This window comes from Mesorhizobium sp. BR1-1-6 (genome assembly GCF_020165355.1).
Lineage (GTDB): Bacteria > Pseudomonadota > Alphaproteobacteria > Rhizobiales > Rhizobiaceae > Mesorhizobium.
The window spans coordinates 128440-148596 of the sequence record NZ_JAIUHZ010000012.1 but is presented as its reverse complement, the minus strand read 5'-3'; the positions used below and the strand labels follow the sequence as shown (position 1 = coordinate 148596).

Annotated in this window: 14 protein-coding genes; 8 read left to right on the top strand and 6 right to left on the bottom strand. The window is 63.4% G+C overall.

Annotated features, from left to right (window positions below; translation table 11 throughout):
- Positions 1-21: 21 nt before the first annotated feature.
- Positions 22-1458, bottom strand: coding sequence for a glutamine synthetase family protein (locus tag LB545_RS21535; RefSeq protein ID WP_181168616.1), 1437 nt, complete (start codon positions 1456-1458; stop codon positions 22-24).
- A gap of 141 nt (positions 1459-1599) precedes the next feature.
- Here LB545_RS21535 and LB545_RS21530 point away from each other — a divergent pair, with 141 nt between their 5' ends.
- Complete coding sequence (locus LB545_RS21530) at positions 1600-2310, top strand: HAD family hydrolase (RefSeq protein WP_224705805.1); 711 nt, start codon at positions 1600-1602, stop codon at positions 2308-2310.
- A 16-nt stretch (positions 2311-2326) separates the two neighbouring features.
- On the opposite strand, the gene LB545_RS21525 is transcribed toward LB545_RS21530, so the two are convergent.
- From LB545_RS21525 to aceA, 3 genes are all read right to left on the bottom strand, one after another.
- Complete coding sequence (locus LB545_RS21525) at positions 2327-2770, bottom strand: response regulator (protein ID WP_140498530.1); 444 nt, start codon at positions 2768-2770, stop codon at positions 2327-2329.
- Positions 2771-3009: 239 nt separating this feature from the next.
- Positions 3010-3252, bottom strand: a complete 243-nt coding sequence (locus LB545_RS21520) for a hypothetical protein (RefSeq protein ID WP_140498529.1) — start codon at positions 3250-3252, stop codon at positions 3010-3012.
- Positions 3253-3304: 52 nt separating this feature from the next.
- Positions 3305-4594, bottom strand: coding sequence for an isocitrate lyase (gene aceA, locus LB545_RS21515; protein ID WP_140498528.1), 1290 nt, complete (start codon positions 4592-4594; stop codon positions 3305-3307).
- 234 nt (positions 4595-4828) lie between these two features.
- Between aceA and LB545_RS21510 the strand changes: the two genes are divergently transcribed.
- From LB545_RS21510 to LB545_RS21485, 6 genes are all read left to right on the top strand, one after another.
- Positions 4829-6274 carry a short-chain fatty acyl-CoA regulator family protein gene (locus LB545_RS21510; protein ID WP_140498527.1) on the top strand — a complete coding sequence of 482 codons (1446 nt, stop codon included), beginning with the start codon at positions 4829-4831 and terminating at the stop codon, positions 6272-6274.
- 139 nt (positions 6275-6413) lie between these two features.
- A complete protein-coding gene (locus LB545_RS21505; RefSeq protein WP_140525264.1) occupies positions 6414-7367 on the top strand; it encodes a DMT family transporter in 954 nt (317 codons plus the stop codon).
- A 336-nt stretch (positions 7368-7703) separates the two neighbouring features.
- Positions 7704-8801: a polyamine ABC transporter substrate-binding protein gene (locus LB545_RS21500; protein WP_140513398.1), complete on the top strand. Its 1098-nt coding sequence runs from the start codon at positions 7704-7706 to the stop codon at positions 8799-8801.
- Positions 8802-8878: 77 nt separating this feature from the next.
- Positions 8879-10021 (top strand): ABC transporter ATP-binding protein, encoded by a 1143-nt coding sequence (locus LB545_RS21495; RefSeq protein WP_140513400.1) that lies wholly within the window; start codon positions 8879-8881, stop codon positions 10019-10021.
- A 9-nt stretch (positions 10022-10030) separates the two neighbouring features.
- Entirely contained in the window at positions 10031-10996 is a 966-nt protein-coding gene (locus tag LB545_RS21490; protein WP_140498523.1) for an ABC transporter permease subunit, read from the top strand.
- Positions 10993-11811 carry an ABC transporter permease subunit gene (locus tag LB545_RS21485; RefSeq protein WP_140513402.1) on the top strand — a complete coding sequence of 273 codons (819 nt, stop codon included), beginning with the start codon at positions 10993-10995 and terminating at the stop codon, positions 11809-11811. Before LB545_RS21490 ends, LB545_RS21485 begins: the two co-directional genes overlap by 4 nt.
- Before the next feature lie 149 nt (positions 11812-11960).
- Here the strand turns inward: LB545_RS21485 and LB545_RS21480 are convergent, their stop codons facing one another.
- Positions 11961-13814, bottom strand: coding sequence for an AsmA-like C-terminal region-containing protein (locus LB545_RS21480; RefSeq protein WP_140498521.1), 1854 nt, complete (start codon positions 13812-13814; stop codon positions 11961-11963).
- Between the two features lie 239 nt (positions 13815-14053).
- Between LB545_RS21480 and LB545_RS21475 the strand changes: the two genes are divergently transcribed.
- Complete coding sequence (locus LB545_RS21475) at positions 14054-16024, top strand: acetoacetate--CoA ligase (protein WP_224705804.1); 1971 nt, start codon at positions 14054-14056, stop codon at positions 16022-16024.
- Positions 16025-16296: 272 nt separating this feature from the next.
- Here the strand turns inward: LB545_RS21475 and LB545_RS21470 are convergent, their stop codons facing one another.
- Positions 16297-20085: a histidine kinase dimerization/phospho-acceptor domain-containing protein gene (locus LB545_RS21470; protein ID WP_224705803.1), complete on the bottom strand. Its 3789-nt coding sequence runs from the start codon at positions 20083-20085 to the stop codon at positions 16297-16299.
- Positions 20086-20157: the final 72 nt, after the last annotated feature.

The following is a 20157-nucleotide window of genomic DNA, read 5'->3' as shown; positions in this document are numbered from 1 at the left end:
CTCCCCTACTCCCCTACTCCCCTACACATTCAGCAACAAATACTCCCTCTCCCAAGGACTGATCACTTCCATGAACGTCTCGAATTCCGCCCGCTTGATCGCCGCATAGGTCGCGGCGAAGGACTTGCCCAAAAGCGCGCAGAGTTCCTCGTCGCCCTCGAACAGGTCGACGGCTTCGAGCAGGCTGCGCGGCAGGTCGATCTCGTCGGCATTGGCGGTGGTCAGCACCGGAGGTTCGGCCTTGATCTTGTTGGTGATGCCGATCAGCCCGCAGGCGAGCGAAGCGGCCATTGCCAGATAGGGATTGGCGTCGGAGGAGGGGATGCGGTTTTCGACGCGGCGCGCCGCCGGATCCGAGCGCGGCACGCGGAATGCCGTTGTGCGATTATCGTAGCCCCATTTGTTGTTGACCGGAGCCGAGGCGGACTGCGTCAGCCGGCGGTAGGAATTGACGTAGGGCGCAAACATGACCAGCGCGTTCGGCACATGCTTCTGCATGCCCCCGATGAAATGGAAGAAGTCCTCGGTTTCCGAGCCGTCCTCGGCCGAGAAGATGTTCTTGCCCGTCTTCTTGTCGATGATCGACTGATGGATGTGCATGGCGGAGCCCGGCTGACCCTGGATCGGCTTGGCCATGAAGGTGGCGTAGATTTCGTGTTTCAGCGCCGCCTCGCGAATAGTGCGCTTGAACATGAACACCTGGTCGGCGAGTTCGACGGGATCGCCGTGGCGCAAATTGATCTCGAGCTGGCCGGCGCCCTCCTCATGGATGAGCGTGTCGATCTCCAGGCCCTGGCTTTCGGAAAAATGATAGATGTCGTCGATCAGCTCGTCGAACTCGTTGACGCCGGCGATCGAATAACCGGCGCCGCCGCCGATCGCCCGCCCCGAACGGCCGACGGGCGGCGTCAGCGGATAATCCGGATCCGGGTTCTTGCGCACCAGATAGAACTCGATCTCGGGCGCCACCACCGGTTTCAGCCCGCGCCTGTCATAGGCGGCCAGAACACGCTTCAAGACGTTGCGCGGCGTGAATTCCACCGAGCGGCCATCCTGGTGGACGAGGTCGCAGATAACGGCGGCCGTCGGGTCTTCCTCCCAGGGCACCACCGTCAGCGTCGACAGGTCCGGCATGAGTTTGAGGTCGCCGTCGTCCTCGGGATAATGAAAGCCGTTGCCGTCCTCGGGATAGCCGCCTGAGATGGTGGTCATGAACACGGCTGAAGGCAGCGCCAGCGAGGTGTTGGAGGTGAATTTCTTCGACGGCATCATCTTGCCGCGGGCAACGCCGGCCTGGTCAGGCGTAATGCATTCGATGTCTTCGATGCCGCGCCATTGCAGCCATTCGCTGACTTCCTTCCAGTTCTTCACACCACGCAGGTTTTTCACGAAGGCAGGCGTGCGGGCGCGCCCTCCGCGGCTCGACGGACGGACTTCCTTTTTTGCAGGCGGCATCATTCACCAGATTGGGTTGCGGATTTGGGAGTATAGCTGTGCCCGGCGACCGAAGGGAAGGGGAGCAGCCGGCATTGGCCGTTGCGGTTGAAAATCGCGGCTGCGAGATTAGGTTCAGCCTCGTTCACATACGAGAAGGCGTCGATGCAGAAGACCGGCGAACTGACCACCATAGGCTTCGATGCCGACGATACGCTGTGGCAGAACGAACAGTTCTTCCGCATGACCGAGAAGCGCTTTGCCGCCATGCTTGCCGATCACGGCGAAGAGGAACATATCTCGGCACGGCTGCTGGAGGCGGAGAGACGCAATCTTGCCGTCTACGGTTTCGGCATCAAGGGGTTCACGCTGTCGATGATCGAGACGGCGATCGAGGTCACGCAAGCTCGCGTGCCGGCTTCGGTCATATCGGAGATCCTCGGCGCCGGCCGCGAGATGCTGAGCCACCCGATCGAGGTCTTGCCGCATGCGCGCGAGACGGTGGAAGGGCTCGCCGGCGCCTATCGCCTCGTGCTGATCACCAAGGGTGATTTGTTCGACCAGGAACGCAAGCTGGCCGGGTCCGGCCTCGGCGATCTGTTCGACGCGATCGAGATCGTCAGCGACAAGAACGCGGCTACTTATGCGCGCGTTTTCAGTCGCCATGGCGACGGCCCGGCCAGGAGCATGATGGTCGGCAATTCGCTGAAATCCGATGTGGTGCCGGCCATCGAGGCCGGCGGCTGGGGCGTTCATGTGCCGCATGAATTGACCTGGGTGCTTGAACATGTCGAAGCGCCCATTGCCGAACCGCGCTTCCGGCAGATCTCCGATCTCGGACAACTACCCGAACTGATCGAAAGCCTCGCCGGATAGGGCTTGCTTGCCGCTCTCAGCGGTTGACCAGCCGATCAATCACCGGCTGCAAGCGCTCGGGCGTAATCGGTTTGGCCACCACCGCGTCGACGACGTTTGAAAGGCCAAGGCTCTCCGGCGTGCCGTTCTTGGTTGAAAGCAGTACCACCGGAGGGAGCGATTTACCCGAAGCCCGCCGCAACATCTCGATGCCGGGCATCAGAGTGTCGCAGTCCCTGTTATCGGCGCCGCCGTCCAGGACAATCACGGCCAGGACCAGCAAGCGCAAGGTCTTCGCCGCCATGTCGGGTGATTCCGAGATCGGCTTGAGCCCGGACCGCTCGACGATCTTGGAAATCACCACCCGATTGATCGGCGACTTGCCGACAACGAGCACCTGCGAGGTCTGACGGATCGTCTCCGTGGCTGAATCCCGGCTCACCAGATTCGGATGTCTCGCGCTTTCGTCGTCACGCTTCACTGGGCACCCAAGTCAGCCAAGAAACTCGTCCCATTTCAATGCAGAGTTGAAATCAGGCGACAATTGGCGTGAGATCGCGGTCCCTGTCAAGCCGAAATAAAAAGCTGGGGAAAGCATTCCCGCAGCAGTCAATTCAAGCAACAGTACTGTACTGCTCTGTCCATTCCTTGGTTGCATGAAAATAAAATTCACCTGCGCATACACGGCGCAGGTGAGAGGCGGGCCTGCGCGATCTTCGATCAGCCATGGCTTTGCTGCGTGACGATGACCGGGATCAACAGGTCCCCCCAATTGCCGTCGCCGCCATGGTGTCGTGCCGAGCGCACCAGCTCGACCGAGACGCCGGCTTCCACCGCCTTCATCACCGACTGGTTGAGCCGGTGCAGATCGTTGGCCAGCATGCGGATCGTCGCTTGCTGGTCGATGCTCATCGTGGTCGACTGCTCTTCGGCCCGTTCCTTGACGCGGCTTATCGATGCCATTGGTCTTCTCCTTGCTGTATGCCCTTGGGCGTTTGCCGAGATCCCTGGTTTGCTATTCCGCAGCCGGTTTGAACTGGGCGTGCTCGGTCGATTCATGCATGGCCGTGGTCGATGACCGTCCGCCGGTGATCGCCATCGACACGGCATCGAAATAGCCGGTGCCGACCTCGCGTTGGTGCTTGGTCGCGGTGTAGCCGTTGGCCTCCGCCGCGAACTCGGCTTCCTGCAACTCCGAATAGGCTGCCATCTGCCGCTCCTTGTAGCCGCGGGCGAGTTCGAACATGCCGTAATTGAGCTGGTGGAAACCGGCCAGCGTGATGAACTGGAACTTGTAGCCCATGGCGCCGAGCTCTTTCTGGAACCTGGCGATCGTGGCGTCGTCGAGGTTCTTCTTCCAGTTGAACGAAGGCGAGCAATTATAGGCCAGCAGCTTGCCGGGGTGATGCCTGTGCACGCCCTCGGCAAATCTCCTCGCCTGCGCCAGGTCGGGCTTCGAGGTTTCGCACCAGATCAGGTCGGCGTGGGGAGCGTAGGCGACGGCGCGCGCGATGCAGGGCTCGATACCGTTCCTCACCTGGTAGAAGCCTTCCACCGTGCGGCCGGCGTCGTAGTCGACGAAGGGCTGGTCGCGCTCGTCGATGTCGGAGGTGAGCAGCTTTGCCGCTTCCGCGTCCGTGCGCGCCACGACCAGGGTGGGCGTGCCCATCACGTCGGCTGCCAGGCGTGCGGCATTGAGGTTGCGGATGTGGGCCGCGGTAGGGATCAGCACCTTGCCGCCGAGATGGCCGCACTTCTTTTCCGACGCCAATTGATCCTCGTAATGGACGCCGGCGGCACCTGCCTCGATGAACGCCTTCATGATCTCGAAAGCGTTGAGCGGCCCACCGAAGCCGGCTTCGGCATCGGCGACAACAGGTGCGAACCAGGTATCGACCGAAAGCCCCTTGCCTTCGGAGGTCTCGATCTGGTCGGCGCGCTGCAAGGTGCGGTTGATGCGCTTGACGAGTTCGGGTGCCGCATTGGCCGGGTAGAGCGACTGGTCCGGATACATGGCCGAGGCGGTGTTGGCGTCGGCGGCGACCTGCCAGCCAGACAGGTAGATCGCCTTCAGCCCGGCGCGCACCTGCTGCATGGCCTGGTTGCCGGACATGGCGCCGAGCGCGTTGACGAAGTCCTCCTCGTGGATGAGCTTCCACAGCCGGTTGGCGCCCATTTCCGCCAGGCTCTGGCGGATCTGCACCGAGCCGCGCAGTCGCGTCACATCCTCCGGCGAATAGGGGCGTTCGATGCCATCGAACCGGCCCTCGGGGGCCGAGGGGACGAGGTTGTAAAAATCAGTCATGCTCTACTCCGGAGGATTGTTTCTTTGCGGCTCGGCGGCATTCCTCGCCGCGTTCGAATGTGACCGAATTTACAGTGCGAGGCGAAAAGAACCATGGAAATCGAAGAATCAGGCCATCAATAAGGGAAAATCTGTATTGTGTTTGACAGATAGGCGAGGTAAATTTGTAATTATTGTAAAAATCGCATGGAAGCGTAGCAGCCACGGCAATGTAAATTCCTGTCGAGGAGCCCTATGGCCGACCAGAAGATATTTGCCGGGCCGCGTATCCGCCGCATCCGCAACGCCAAGGGCCTGACCCAGACGGCAATGGCCGAAGGCCTCGGCATCTCGCCATCCTATCTCAACCTGATCGAGCGCAACCAGCGGCCGCTGACGGTGCAGTTGATCCTGAAGCTGGCGTCCGTCTACAAGGTCGATCCGCATGAGCTGCAGGGCGAAGCGGGCGGCTCTGTCGCGGCCTTGAGGGAAGTGTTTGCCGATCCGCTGCTGGCTGGCGAATTGCCGGGAGACCAGGAACTGATCGAGCTTGCCGAAGCCGCGCCCAATGCCTCCGCGGCCGTGATAAAACTGTTCCGTGCCTATCGCGAACAGGCCGAGCGCCTGTCCGATCTCAACGAGCTTCTTGCGCGCGAGGGGCGGGTGACGGCGCTTTCCAGCGCCCGCCTGCCGATCGACGAGGTGCATGAGATTTTCGAGCGTCGGCCGAACCATTTTGCGCATATCGAGGAAGAGGCGGAAGCGTTCACTTCGGTGCTCGATCCCGGCGATGATTTGTCTGCTGCGCTGAAGGGCTGGCTGAAGCGCGAATACGGCATCGTCGTCAAGGTGCTGCCGGTCGCCACCATGCCGAACTGGCGCCGCCGCTACGATCGCCATTCGCAGCGCCTGTTCCTGTCCGAGCGCCTGTCGCCGTTCGACCAGTTACGCGAAATGGCGATGGAGGCATGCCTGATCCGCATGACCGTCGCGATAGCCGGCGAGATCCAGGCGTTGAAACTGTCCACAGATGAGGCCCGCCGCCTCGCGCGGTTCGAACTCGGGCGCTACGCGGCGCATGCGCTGATGATGCCTTACCAGGCTTTCCACGCGGCGGCCGTTCGTGCCCGCTACGATATCGACGTGCTGCGCTCGCGCTTCGGCGTTTCCTTCGAGCAGGCGGCCAACCGGCTGACCACGCTGCAGCGGCAAGGCGCCTCGGCCGTGCCGTTCTTCATGCTGGAGATCGACAATGCCGGCAATCGCTTCCGCAAAGCCGGCAGCCTGGGCTTTCCGCAAAGCCGCTTCGGTGGCGCTTGTCCCAAGCTTCCCGTGCACGTCGCCTTCAGCCAGCCCGGCCAGATTTTCGTGGAAGCGGTGGAAATGCCCGACGGCGCCGAGTTCCTCTGCATCGCCCGCACGCTGGAGGGGCCGCAAGGCGCGTTCTCCGAGCGGCCGCGCCGTACTGCGCTGCTGCTGGGGTGCGACATCGGCTTTCGCGACGACATCGTCTACGGTGCGGCACTTCCCGGCCCGACGGCCGGAAAAGGCGGAGCTGGCGCGGTAGCGGCGACGCCGGTCGGGCCCGCCTGCCGGCTTTGCGAGCGCGTCGGCTGCCTGACGCGCGCCGAGCCGCCGGTGACGCGCCCGCTTGGCCTCGACGAGATGGTGACAGGCCTGAGCGCCTTCGATTTCCAGTGACGCTTCGCAAGGCGGACTTGCCACAATCGCCGGCGGTCTCTGGATCACGCCGGGCACGCGCCTTTGCGTTACGCGAATGAGGTACGTTTTTGTCGTCCCTTGCGCATTGTGCCGTTCTCAAACATCGACAGTCGTACCCATGACCGACACAGCATCATCGCCGATCGCTCGTTCATCGACCGTCCCGCAGCGGGAGGAGCGCATCGGCTTCCTGCTCGTGTTCCTGTCGGCATTGATGTGGAGTTTCGGCGGCACGATCGCCCGCTTCATCACCGCCGGCGACAGCTGGACGGTGGTGTTCTGGCGTTCCGTGTGGGCGGCCGCCTTCCTGCTCTGCTTCATGGTCTGGCGTGACGGCTGGCGCGGCATGCTGAGGTCGTTTCGCGGCATGGGCCTGCCTGGCCTTGCCGTGGGCTTCTGCTTCGCCACCGCGTCGACCTCTTTTGTCGTGGCGCTTGCCTACACCACCGTCGCCAACATCCTGTTGATGCAGGCCGGCGTGCCGCTGCTTGCGGCGCTGTTTGCCTGGGCGCTCTTTCGCGAAAGAGTGGCGGTCGCGACCTGGCTGGCGATTGCCGCCGTCATCGCCGGTGTCGCCATCATGGTGTCGGAATCGCTCGATGGCGCCGTTTCGCCCATGGGCGACGGGCTGGCGCTGCTGATCGCCGTCATGTTCTCGATCGCCACGGTCATCACCCGGCGCTTTTCCAGCGTGCGCATGACGCCGGCGACCTGCCTCGGCACGATCCTGGCGGCGGGTTTTGCCGCCTCGCAGGCTTCGACCTTCGCCGTATCGGGCATCGACATGGGTTTTCTCTTCGTGTTCGGGGTGGTTAATCTGGGCCTTGGCCTCGCTTTCTTCGCCACCGGCGCGAGGCTGATCCCGGCCGCCGTCGCCGCGCTGTTGGGTACGTTCGAGCCGATCCTCGGGCCGATATGGGTTTGGCTGATCCACTCCGAGGTGCCGTCGGGCCGCACCATCGTCGGCGGCGCGGTGGTGGTCACGGCGCTGCTCGTCCATATCGGACTGGAGTTCAAGCGACAGACGCGGCCAGTCAGGGCAGGGGTCACCGGCGTGCCGTCGCCGAATTGATGCGGCGCCCTAGCTTTGCCATTGACAAGTTCGCTGCCGCGCGGGCAGGCTGGGACCACGGCAACAACAAGACAGGCTTATCTTGCCAAGTCTCCCCGGCGACCCGATCGAGACCGGATCACATCCCAGTATTTCTGCCTGCGCGGCGAAAGCTTCTGACGATGCGGCGACTCCTTCCAGCCCAGGACAGTGGCGCGCGAGCATCGCTTGCGACAGCCGGCGGCGCGGCAATTGGCGCTTGTCGCCTCCTGGAAAGCTCAATAGTCTGAAGCAAATGCCCGGCCGCGCGGATACCGCGACGCGCCGGCGATGGAACACTCACCAAAGGAGAATAGCATGATCCGCAAAGCGCTCTGGCTTTCGGCGACTTCGGCATTTCTGGCGCTCTTTACGCTCGGCGGCCACGCCGAGGACCGCGTCGTCAATGTCTTCAACTGGTCGGACTATATAGACCCCACGGTCATCGACGATTTCACCAAGCAGACCGGCATCAAGGTGGTCTACGACACGTTCGATTCCAATGAGATCCTGGAAACCAAATTGCTTGCCGGCGGCAGCGGCTATGACGTCGTCGTGCCGAGCGGCAATTTTCTTGCCCGCCAGATCCAGGCCGGCGTGTTCCAGAAGCTCGACAAGTCGAAACTGCCGAACCTCTCCAACATGTGGGACACGGTTTCGGAACGGACCGCCAAATACGATCCCGGCAATGAATATTCGATCAATTACATGTGGGGCACGGTCGGTCTCGGCTACAACATCAAGAAGGTGCAGGCAGCGCTCGGCACCGACAAGATCGACAGCTGGGACGTGTTCTTCAATCCGGAAAAGCTGGCCAAACTGAAGGATTGCGGCGTCTATGTCCTGGATTCGCCGACCGACATCTTCCCCACCGCCTTCAAATATCTCGGCATCAATCCTGAGACCACGTCGCCGGACGATTTTGCCAAGGCCGAGGAATTGATGATGAAGATCAGGCCCTACATCAGGAAGTTCCATTCCTCCGAATACATCAACGCTCTGGCCAATGGCGATATCTGCCTGGCGGTTGGCTGGTCGGGCGACGTATTCCAGGCGCGCAACCGCGCCGAGGAGGCCAAGCAGGGCGTCGAGATCGGCTACGCCGTGCCGAAGGAAGGCGCCGAAATGTGGTTCGACCAGATGGCAATCCCTGCCGATGCGCCGCATGTCGCCGAGGCGCATGAGTTCCTGAACTATATGATGAAGCCGGAGGTGATCGCCAAATCGTCGAACGCCGTGCTCTATGCCAACGGCAACAAGGCTTCCCAACAATTCGTAGACAAGGCGCTTCTGGAGGATCCCGCTGTCTACCCGGACGCCGCGACCTTGCAGAAGCTCTTTACGATCTCGCCCTACGATCCCAAGACCCAGCGCGTCATTACGCGCACCTGGACCAAAATCGTCACCGGTCAGTAGTCAGTCCGAGGAGGCCCGGCAGTCACCCTGCCGGGTCTCCTTCTTTTCGATGGGGCAAAACAGCAGCGGAGTGGCACATGAAATCGCTTGGCAGCATCCGCAGGGATTTCGCGCCTTGGAACGATCCGAACGCCAAGCCATACATTCAGTTCGACAACGTCTCCAAGAAGTTCGGCGACTTCACCGCCGTCAACAATCTCTCGCTGACCATATTCGAGCGCGAGTTCTTCGCCCTGCTCGGCGCCTCCGGTTGCGGAAAATCGACGCTGCTCAGGATGCTCGCCGGCTTCGAGGAGCCGACGGCCGGCCGCATCCTGCTCGACGGCCAGGATCTGCGCGGCATCCCGCCTTATCGCCGGCCGGTCAACATGATGTTCCAGTCCTATGCCCTGTTTCCGCATATGACTGTGGAGAACAACATCGCCTTCGGCCTCAAGCAGGAAGGGATGGCCAAGCCAGACGTCGAAAAGCGCGTCGCCGAGATGCTCAAGCTGGTCAAGCTCGAGCAGTTCGCCAAGCGCAAGCCGCACCAGCTCTCCGGCGGCCAGCGCCAGCGTGTCGCGCTCGCCCGTTCGGTCGCCAAGCGGCCGAAGGTGCTGCTGCTCGACGAACCGCTCGGCGCGCTCGACAAGAAGCTGCGCGAGGAGACGCAATTCGAACTGATGGACCTTCAGCAGGAACTCGGCCTCACCTTCGTCGTCGTCACCCACGACCAGGAAGAGGCCATGACCATGGCCGACCGCATCGCCATCATGGACAAGGGCGAGGTCATGCAGGTCGCGACGCCGGCGGAAGTCTACGAGGCCCCGGCGTCGCGCTTCGTCGCGCATTTCGTCGGCAACGTGAACATGTTCGAGGGCAAGGTTGCCGAACGGACGGACAAGACGGCGCGCATCACCGGAGCGACCGGCGCCCAGATCCTCGTCGAGAATGCCGGCAATGCCGCCGCCGCGGGCGCCGATATCGTCTTCGCGATCAGGCCGGAGAAGATCAAGGTGTCGTCCAAGAAGCCGGCCGATGGCGTCAATGCGCTGGAGGGCGAGGTTTACGACATCGCCTATCTCGGCGACATGACCGTCTATCACGTCCGGCTGGACGACGGGCAACTCGTGCGGGCAAGCGCCTTGAACGCGGCGCGCATCACCGAGGACCCGCTGACCTGGAACGACCGCGCCTGGGTCTCTTTTCGGCCGGATGCCGGCGTCGTACTGACGCGGTAGGGGGCTGACATGTCCGATATCGCCGCCACCGACGCCGCCCTACCGGCCGCGGCAAAACCGTTGCTGGCGCGGCTGGGCGCCGGCTTCGTCAACCGTCTCGTCATCTTCATTCCCTATCTCTGGCTGCTGTTCTTCTTCCTCGTCCCCTTCATCATCGTCTTCAAGATCTCGTTGTCGCAGACGGCGATCGCCATGCCGCCCTATACGCCGGTGCTTGATTTCAGCGATGGCGTCTCCGGCTTCTTCGCGGGCTTTCGCGATCTCAACTTCGACAACTATGCCTGGCTGACGCAGGACGCGCTCTACTTCAACGCCTATGTCACCAGCTTGATCATCGCGGCGATCTCGACCGTGCTGACGCTGATCGTCGGCTATCCCATAGCCTACGGCATGGCCCGCGCGCCGGCGACGATCCGCCCGACCTTGCTGATGCTGGTCATCCTGCCGTTCTGGACCTCGTTCCTGATCCGGGTCTATGCCTGGATCGGCATCCTGAAGCCCGAGGGGCTGCTCAATCAGTTGCTTCTGTCGCTGCATCTGATCAACCAGCCGCTGGTCATCCTCAACACCTATACGGCGATTTTCATCGGCATCGTCTACTCCTACCTGCCGTTCATGGTGCTGCCGCTCTATTCGTCGCTGGAAAAAATGGATTATTCGCTGATCGAGGCGGCCAAGGACCTTGGTTGTCCGCCGACCAGTGCATTCTGGAAGATCACGTTCCCGCTGTCATTGCCCGGCGTCATCGCCGGCTGCCTGCTGGTGTTCATTCCGGCGGTCGGCGAATTCGTTATTCCCGATCTGCTTGGCGGTTCGCAGACGCTGATGATCGGCAAGACGTTGTGGAACGAGTTCTTCGCCAATCGCGACTGGCCGGTCTCTTCAGCCGTTGCGGTCATCCTGCTGCTGTTGCTGACGGTCCCGATCATGATCTTCCAGCAGGCCCAGGCGAAGGCGCAGGAGCAGGACAAATGAACAGCAGCTGGAGCCGCTTCAACATCACCTCGATCGTGCTCGGTTTCGCCTTCCTCTATCTGCCGATCGTGCTGCTCATCGTGTTCTCCTTCAACGAATCCAAGCTGGTCACCGTCTGGGGCGGCTTTTCGACCAAATGGTACGTGTCGCTGTTCCACAATCAGGGCCTCATGGACGCCACCTGGGTGACGGCGCGCGTCGGCGTCATTTCGGCCACGGCGGCGACCGTGCTCGGCACGTTGGCGGCGCTGACGCTGACACGCTACACGCGTTTCCGGGGCAGGGTACTGTTCTCCGGCATGGTGTTCGCGCCTTTGGTCATGCCCGAAGTCATCACCGGCCTGTCGCTGTTGCTGCTCTTCGTCGCTGTCGGCCTCGACCGGGGCTTCCTCACCGTCACACTCGCACACACCACCTTGACGATGTGCTTCGTCGCCGTCGTCGTGCAGTCGCGCCTCGTATCTTTCGACCGCTCGCTCGAGGAGGCGGCGATGGATCTCGGCGCGCCGCCGGTCAAGACATTCTTCCAGATCACGCTGCCCGTCATCCTGCCCGCGATCGTGTCGGGGTGGATGCTTGCCTTCACGCTCTCGCTCGATGATCTGGTCATCGCCAGCTTCACCTCGGGGCCGGGTGCGACCACGCTGCCGATGAAGATCTACAGCCAGGTTCGTCTCGGCGTGACGCCGGAGATCAACGCCGCCTGCACCATTCTGATCGCGGTCGTCGCGGTCGGCGTCATCGTCGCTTCGCTTGCCAATAAGCGTCGCGAGGTCCAGCGCCAGCGCGACGAGCAGGCCGCCCAACGCGGCTGAGCATGATCCCGAAAAGTGGGCACCGGTTTTCGGGCGAGATCATGCCCGAATAGGCTGAGCATGATCCCGAAAAGTGGGAACCGGTTTTCGCGGACAAACGGTTCCGTTTGTCCAGAGATCATGCTTGAACAACGAGGCCGAAAGGCTGCTTATTCGCCCGACACGCCGCGGTTGATCGGCGAAATGAACGGCGTGCTCCATGTCCCCCCAACGAAGAAGGACGATTGCTTGGGGCCTTGTTGGCCGTTTGCCTGCGTGGCGACCTGGTCCGGCTGGATGACACCGCCTGACAGCGCCAGCCCCCGTCCGGCATAGGAGGCGATGCCGGAAAGCCAGATCTTGTACTTCGCCGAATTGGCTTCGGCCTTGTCCAGCCTCGCCACGCCTTTCGAGATGGTGGCCTTCAGTTCGGCGCCATCGATCGGCAGTGTCCCGTCCGAGACGTCGTCAAGTGCGAAGAAGCCGCCCTGTTCGGTATGCTTGAGAAAGGCCGGCAGGTTGAATTTGCTGAGCGCGCCTGGCCCGAAGGTCGCCGAAACCGAGCCGTCGGCGGTTTCGAAGATCGAGTCCCAGGTCCTGCCGGGCCCTTTGAGGATGACGGACACGGTCCCCGTGCCGACCGGCACCAGCCGCGTCATCCCGGCCGCCGTGCCGAAAGCGCCGCCATCGATATCGGAAGCCAGCAGCCGGATCTCGACCTGGCTGCCCTCGGGCTTGCGGTCGAAGCGAAGGCTGCTCTGGATGTTGCCGCCAAAGGCCGAGGCATCGGAAATGTCGAAAACGGACAGGCCATCCTTGACCTGCGCCGTGGCGGCGACGTCGGCAAGCTGGATGGAGCCTGCCGTGGCGTGCGCCGCCGACAGCCTGAGGTCGAGATTGACCCGGTCGGCGAAATTCGTGTCGACTTCGCTTGGACCTGCCCCGCTTGCCGGCCCGAGCGGCGTGAAGGCGGACAGGAACGACCTCAGATCGAGCGTGTCGAAGGCGAGCGTGCCGGAGATCACCGGCTGTGCGTCGCCAAGCGACAGGTCCAGCGCACCCATGCCTGGGTTATTGTCGAGGGAGAGTGCGGTGTTCTCGAATTTGACGCGCCCCGCCGTCGCGGTCACCTTGCTCGAGATGCTGACGGAGCCGATCGCGGCGCCCGGCGCGATATCGGCCTGCGACCATTCGAGCACACGCCGCAACGAGGGCGCTGAAAACTTGGCCTGGCCGTCGAAATAGGCGTTTTCGGACATGCTGGCCGTGCCGTCGAAGGAGAAGGTGGCGGGCGCCGCCTTGAACGACAGGGTGAGCGGCGCCATGCCGCCGGCAAACAACACCAGCGGCTTCGGCGATGCGGCATCCACGGCGACGCTTTCGCCGCGCCAGATGCCGGTCGCCGAGAGCGTCGCATTGCTGTTCATCGCCGCCCATGTCGCCTGGCCGCTCAGGCTACTCAGCACCTCTTCGTCCTTGCCGTTGACGGACGCCACCATGCGGCCGTCCCTGAACTCCACCGTGCCGAAAGTGTCGGCCGGTAGCTTGTCAAGATCGGGTTTGGCGGGGTCCGCACCGACCACGCCGCGCGCCACGTCGATGGCGCGTGCGATGCGGCCGCCGGTCGGAGCGGTGGGCAGGAACAGGCCGCTCGCCGTGCGCTGGACCCTGATCGTCGGCCGCACCAGCCGCGCCGTGGAAAACACCACGTCGCCGCGCAGCGCCGCCATGGCCGAGAGGTCGACCTCGACCCGTTCGGCCTCGACGACCGGCGGTGCGTCGACGTCGGTCCACTTCGAAAGCGTCACATCCGTCAGGATCGCCCGGAAGTTCGGCCAGACCTCGATGCGCGGCGAGCCTTCGATGGCAACCCGGAAACCGCTCCAGGCACTCAATTCCCAGGCGATACGATCGCGCACGATACGCGTCGAAGCGATCAGCGGCAGGGCGGCGACCACCAGCGCGATGACGATCACGGCAGCGCCGATCGCCCATGTTCCGCGTCGGATCAAAGATGATGGCATATCGCCCCGTATGCTTTCGTTCCGACAAAAATCGTCCGGCGGGTGTAAACCCGGTCGTCACCACGACTTCCAGTCGTCACTACGACTTCTAGTCGTCACTACGACTTAGGGTCGAGGCATTTCAAGTCTTTATGGCCCGGCGATGGCATTTGCGCACATCTGGACGCCTCGGCCGAACAAAATCTTGCTCTGCTGCGGCGCAATATGCATAAGCGGTGGCGATCCTGGGAGGACCCATCATGGCTGCCGAAGTACCACTCTGGACCCCGACGCAGGACCAGATTGACGCTGCGCCGCTGACCGCCTTCATGAAGGCCGCCGCTGCAAAAAGCGGCATATCCGTGACTTCCTATGCCGACCTTCACCGTTGGTCGGTGGCGGACCGCGAAGCGTTCTGGAGCCTGGTCTGGGATTTTTGCGGCATCGTCGGCGACAAGGGCAGCGCCGAAAGCGAGCGTGTGCTCGTCGCTGGCGAGAAGATGCCGGGAGCGGCCTTCTTTCCCGACGCGATGGTGAATTTCGCCGAGAACCTCCTGAAGAAGACCGGAGCAGGAGAGGCGATCGTGTTTCGCGGCGAGGACAAGGTCGAGCGCCGGCTGTCCTGGAACGAATTGCATGCGCTCACCTCGTGCTTCCAGCAGCTCTTCCTGTCGCTCAAGGTCAAGAAGGGCGATCGTATCGCTGCGATGATGCCCAACATGCCGGAAACGGTCGCCGCCATGCTCGCGACCGCCTCTATCGGCGCGGTGTGGTCGTCCTGCTCACCGGATTTCGGCGAGCAGGGCGTTCTCGACCGGTTCGGGCAGATCGAACCCGTCGTCTTCATCGTTCCCGATGGTTACTGGTACAACGGCAAGGCGATCGAGGTCGCCGACAAGATCGCCGCGGTGGCCGCAAAGCTGGACACTGTCCGCAAGGTGGTGGTCGTTGACTATCTCGGCACCTCGGCCGATGTCGCTGATACGATCGATAAGGCCGTGGCGATGGAAGAGGCGCTGTCGCCCTTCGCGGTCAGGCAGGTCACCTTCGAGCGGCTGCCGTTCGCGCATCCGCTTTACATCCTGTTCTCGTCCGGAACGACCGGTATTCCCAAATGCATCGTCCATTCGGCCGGCGGAACGCTGATCCAGCACCTCAAGGAACATCGCCTGCACGCAGGCCTGCTCGACGGCGACCGCTTCTTCTACTTCACCACCTGCGGCTGGATGATGTGGAACTGGCTGGTGTCGGGCCTCGCTTCGGGCGCGACGCTGCTGCTCTATGACGGCTCGCCCTTCTACCCCAACGGCAATGCGCTGTTCGACTTCGCCGACGCCGAGAAGATGACCTTCTTCGGCACCTCGGCGAAATTCATCGATTCGGTACGCAAGGCCGGCCTCAAGCCGATCCAAAGCCATGATCTGTCAACCGTGCGCGCCATCTCCTCGACGGGCTCGCCGCTGTCGCCCGAGGATTTCCGCTTCGTCTACGACGGGATCAAGAAGAATGTGCATCTGGCATCGGTCTCCGGCGGCACCGACATCGTTTCCTGCTTCGTCCTCGGCGTCCCGACTGAACCGGTATGGACCGGCGAGATCCAGGGACCAGGCCTCGGCCTTGCTGTCGACGTCTGGGACGACGACGGCAAGCCGGTCAGGCAGGAGAAAGGCGAACTGGTCTGCACCAAGGCGTTCCCGGCAATGCCGATCGGCTTCTGGAACGACCCCGAGGGCAAGAAATACCGGGCTGCCTATTTCGAGCGCTTCGACAATGTCTGGTGCCATGGCGACTTCGCCGAGTGGACCGCTCATGGCGGCATGATCATCCATGGCCGCTCCGACGCGACGCTCAATCCGGGTGGTGTGCGCATCGGCACGGCGGAGATCTACAATCAGGTCGAGCAGATGCCGGAAATCCTGGAGGCGCTCTGTATCGGTCAGGATTTCGACAATGACGTGCGCGTGGTGCTGTTCGTGCGGCTGGCCGCCGGCGTTCAGCTCGACGAGGATCTGGAGAAGCGCATCCGGGCGAAAATCCGCGCCGGCGCCAGCCCGCGCCACGTGCCGGCCAGGATCATCGCCGTGTCAGACATTCCTCGCACCAAATCGGGCAAGATCACCGAGCTTGCGGTGCGCGACGTCGTGCATGGCCGCGCCATCAAGAACAAGGAGGCGCTCGCCAATCCCGAGGCGCTCGAGCTGTTCAGAAACCTGCCGCAATTGGCCGAGTGACCGCCCCGCCCGGCATGGTTAATCAAATCTGCCGCGCGAATTTACCTAGATTTCACCAGTGGTACACATTCGTAAATTTTTTCGGGACCTGGTAAGGACTTGTTAAGGCCCGGCGTCGATAGTCGCACGTAACTTGAGGGAGAAATCCCGTTCCTCAGCCCCCGGAGGATCTGAATTCGCTCAAGCCCCCGTTGTGACAGCAAATCCCATCTTTCAAGGCGTCCTGTTGGGCGCCTTTTCTTTTCCAGGCGGCTGGATGGACGGGAGCTTGCCTATTCCGCAAGCACGCGCGTCGACGGGAACGCGATCTCGACCAGGGTTCCTTCGCCGGGCGTCGAGGTGATGATAAAACGGGCGCGGTTCGCTTCAACCATCGCCTTGGTCAACGGCAGGCCGAGACCGGTGCCGTCGCCGCGCCCCCGTTTCAATGCATTGATCTGTTTGAACGGCTTCAACGCCTGCTCGATCTCGGCTTGGCTCATACCGATGCCGGTGTCGCGCACGCGCATGACGACATCGCCCGAGGTCTCATAGGCGGTCGAGACGATCACCTGGCCGCCGGCCTGGGTATAACGGATGGCGTTCGACAGGATGTTGAGGGCAATCTGGCGCACGCTGCGCAGGTCCGCCACCACTTCCGGCAGTCGCGACGCGAAGCTGGAGCGAATGATGACGCGCTCGCGGTTGGCCTGCGGCTGCATCATCGCCACCGTCTCGGCCAGTGTGTCGTTGAGCGACACCGCTTCATAGGCCATTTCCTGCTGGCCGGCCTCGATCTTGGAGATATCGAGAAGGTCGTTGACGAGATCGAGCACATGATTGCCCGATCGGTTGATATCGCGCAGGTAATCGCGGTAGCGGTCATTGGCCACCGGCCCGAATTTCTCGTCCACCATCAGTTCGGAAAAGCCGATGATGGCATTGAGCGGCGTGCGGATCTCGTGGCTGATGCGGGCGAGGAAATCCGTCTTCTGCGAGGAGGCGCGCTCGGCCACCGCACGCGCCTGGGTCAGGTCCTCCTCGGCCCTCTTCCACTGCGTGATGTCGCGCACCACCGCGCAAAACCCGCTGTCGTTGGGCAGCCGGCCGATGGTCATGAACAGCGGAATGAAGCGGCCCTGCGCCTCGCGGCCGATGACTTCGCGGCCGTCGTTCAGGACGCTCGCCACGCCGGGCTCGGACAGGCCGTCGAGATAATCGCGCGCCGCGCGCTGGCTTTCGATGGCGAACAGCGAGGCGAACGGCTTGCCGGTCACGTCGTCGCTATCGAAGCCGAACAGCGCCTCGGCTGGACGGCTTATGGAACGGATCGCGCCGTCACGGCCGATCAGCACGACTCCGTCGGTGGCGGTATCGATGATGGTGCGCATCTCGGCGATGCGCGCCTTGAGCTCGGAAATATCGGGCTGCGTCTGCTCGTCGCCGGCCGCATGCAGTGCCGCCGGTGCCTCATCCTCGCCCGAACGGCGCACCACCAGCATCAGCGCCTTGCCGTCGCGCCACGGCACCGAGCGCAGGATAGCCTCGATTGGAAATTCCTGCCCGCCATGCGTCTTCAGCCGCAACGCCCGGTCGGCGCCCTCGGCGGCGCCATCATGGCCATAGGGATCGGCAAACAGCGCGCCCAGCCCGCCGGCATCCGCCAGTTCATCGAGCGTCTCATAGCCTGTCAGGACGAGAAACTCCTCGTTGGCGTAATGAAGTTCATCCCCGGAATGGATGAGCAGCGGCACGGGCAGCTTGCTCAGGAGCGAGGTGTCGGGAGCCTTGCTCTCGTCTCCGACCGCAAAGGCCGACGGCACGAACCCTTCGAGCTTGAGCGGAGGCACTTTGAGGCGTGGCCGCTCGACCGGAGCCTCCACCGCGTCGCTTGTGCCGGCGGCCCCCTCGGCGGTTGCGGCCTGCTCATCGGACGCGGACGCTTCCTCGTCCCCGACCCAGTCCTCACTGTCCTCGGCATCGCGAAAATCGGCCGATGTCATGCTCTCGTCGTCGGCAATGTCATCGTTGGCGCCGGCGACGGTCGGTTCGCCTGCCGCCGCGACGGGCTCTTCGCTCTCCCGTTCCGTCTGCGCCGCCGCCGGTTCGGAAGCCGGGGTCTCGTCATTGTTGTCGGCGATCGGCGCTGGTTCCTCGCTCCGCTCGGCATAGTCGAGCAGCGAACCCGTCACTCCGGCTACCGTGTCGGCGGGCTCCTCATCAGCCGTTTTGTCCGGCCGTTCGCCATCGAGCCGGGCGAGGTCCTCTGCATCCTCGGCATCGACATCGGTTTCGGACGGCTCGGCCGGTGCGGCTTCGCCCTTTGGCGCAAGGTTTTTGCGGGCGTCCGCTGGTTTCTCGGACGGCCCCGCCGGCGTTGCCGCCTCCGGTTGCCCGGCATCGTCCGGACCCGGTCTTTCGGCCTCCGGCTCGGCCGGGCTGCTTTCCTTCTTCAGCCGCTCGCCGATCTCGCGGAAGGCGCTGCGTTCCAGGGTCGACAGACCCTTGTCGTTAGCCGGCTGGCGATGTTCGGCCAGACGGATCACCTTGTCGGCAAAGCGGCGTTCAGGCTTCGGCACGATGGTCAGCGCCGGCACCTCGCCCCGGAACGGGTCCGATGGCTTCAACTCCTCGGCCTTCGGCTCCTCGGGTGCGGGTTCGACCGGTTCCGGCGCCTGGGGGGCCTCGCTGTTGGGCACCAGCGCCATGCCGATCGCTTCCGGATCGATGACGGCGTCGCCGGCGCGGGCGACGCCGAAACCGCGGAAGCCCTCGAAGGCACGGCTGCGGCCATAGACCGGCAGGGCCGCCAGGTCGACCGGGATCTTCAGGTCCGTGCCGACGACCGGCCACAGCACGGAACGGCCGGACCAGGTGTCGCGCCGCTCCAGGAGACCGGCGATCTCGCCGGACGCATCCAGCCCGAAGGCCGCCGCGACGTCCCTGAAGCGCCGGCCGATGACATCCGCTGCCGGCTTGCCGACGACGTCGGCGAATTCCGGCGACAGCGCGCTGAACCTGCCCTCGGCGTCGGTTCGCCAGACGAAACGCAGCGGCGCCGCCGTGCGGTCCACGGTCCTGGCGGCCGGGGCTGCCGGAACAACTGGAGCCTGGGCATCGTGCTTCGCGTCCTCGGCTGGACCTTCGGCGGCAGCCGGCGAAGGTGCAGCTTCGGCGTCCGGCGCGGCTGGGCCGCGCGCATGTCTCCCGTCCTCGCCGGCATTGAAATACCAATGGTCGTGCTGTGCCGGCGTGCCGCTTGTCGCCGGTTGTCCGGGTTCTGCCGCCTCCGCCTCCTGCACGGCCGCTTCGGCAGCGATTCGCGCTGCCGGTTCCGAAATATCCTTGGCGATGGCCTGTGAGCGGTCACGTTCTTCGGAACGCTCGGCCGCTGGAGTTCCCTGCCCAGGCGCACCGTCGTCCAGCCTGTTCTCGTCGATCACCACCAGCAAATGCCGCTCAGGCGTCAGCCGGGCGAGGCCCGCCGGATAGGATGTGCCGCCGCCCGGAACCAGCCGCTTGACGATGCGGTCGCCCTCATTCGCGACGTCGGCCACCAGCGCGGCCAGCGTCGCGGGCTCGATGCCGAGCTGCGAAAAGCTCTCCGATGCCGCTTCGACATTGCCGCTGGCGTCGATGAAGGCGATGAAATGGCCATCTTCCGTGAAGCCGCTGATGGCCCTGCCGGCGATTTCGGCTGCACTGCGCGAGCCGGTCTGGGCCGCCGGCACCGCCAGCATGATGGCGTTCTCGCCGTCGGGCAGCGCCACAGCGCTTGCAAGGAAGCCGATGGCGCGGCTGGACATGCCGGTCGCCAGCCTGACCGTGATGGTGCGGTCGCTGCCGATGTCGGGAAATCCACTGGTTGCCATGATCTGGCGGCTGGCGATCAGCGGCAGCCGTGCCTCGGCGCCGATGATGCTTTCGATGTCGGGATAGCCGAACACCGCGGCACCCGGTCCATTGGCCCAGATCACCTGCTCCAGATTCGCCGACAGGATCGCGATCGCGTCGCCGGCGGCGAAGCGCTGGCGGACCGCGTCGAGCACGGCGACGTCAAGAAAGGAATATTCGGACGGCATGCGCTGGCGAAATCCTCATGCAGCGGGCATTTTTGCAGTTAACGCTTTGTTAATAAAAGCCGGCGGCGCGAA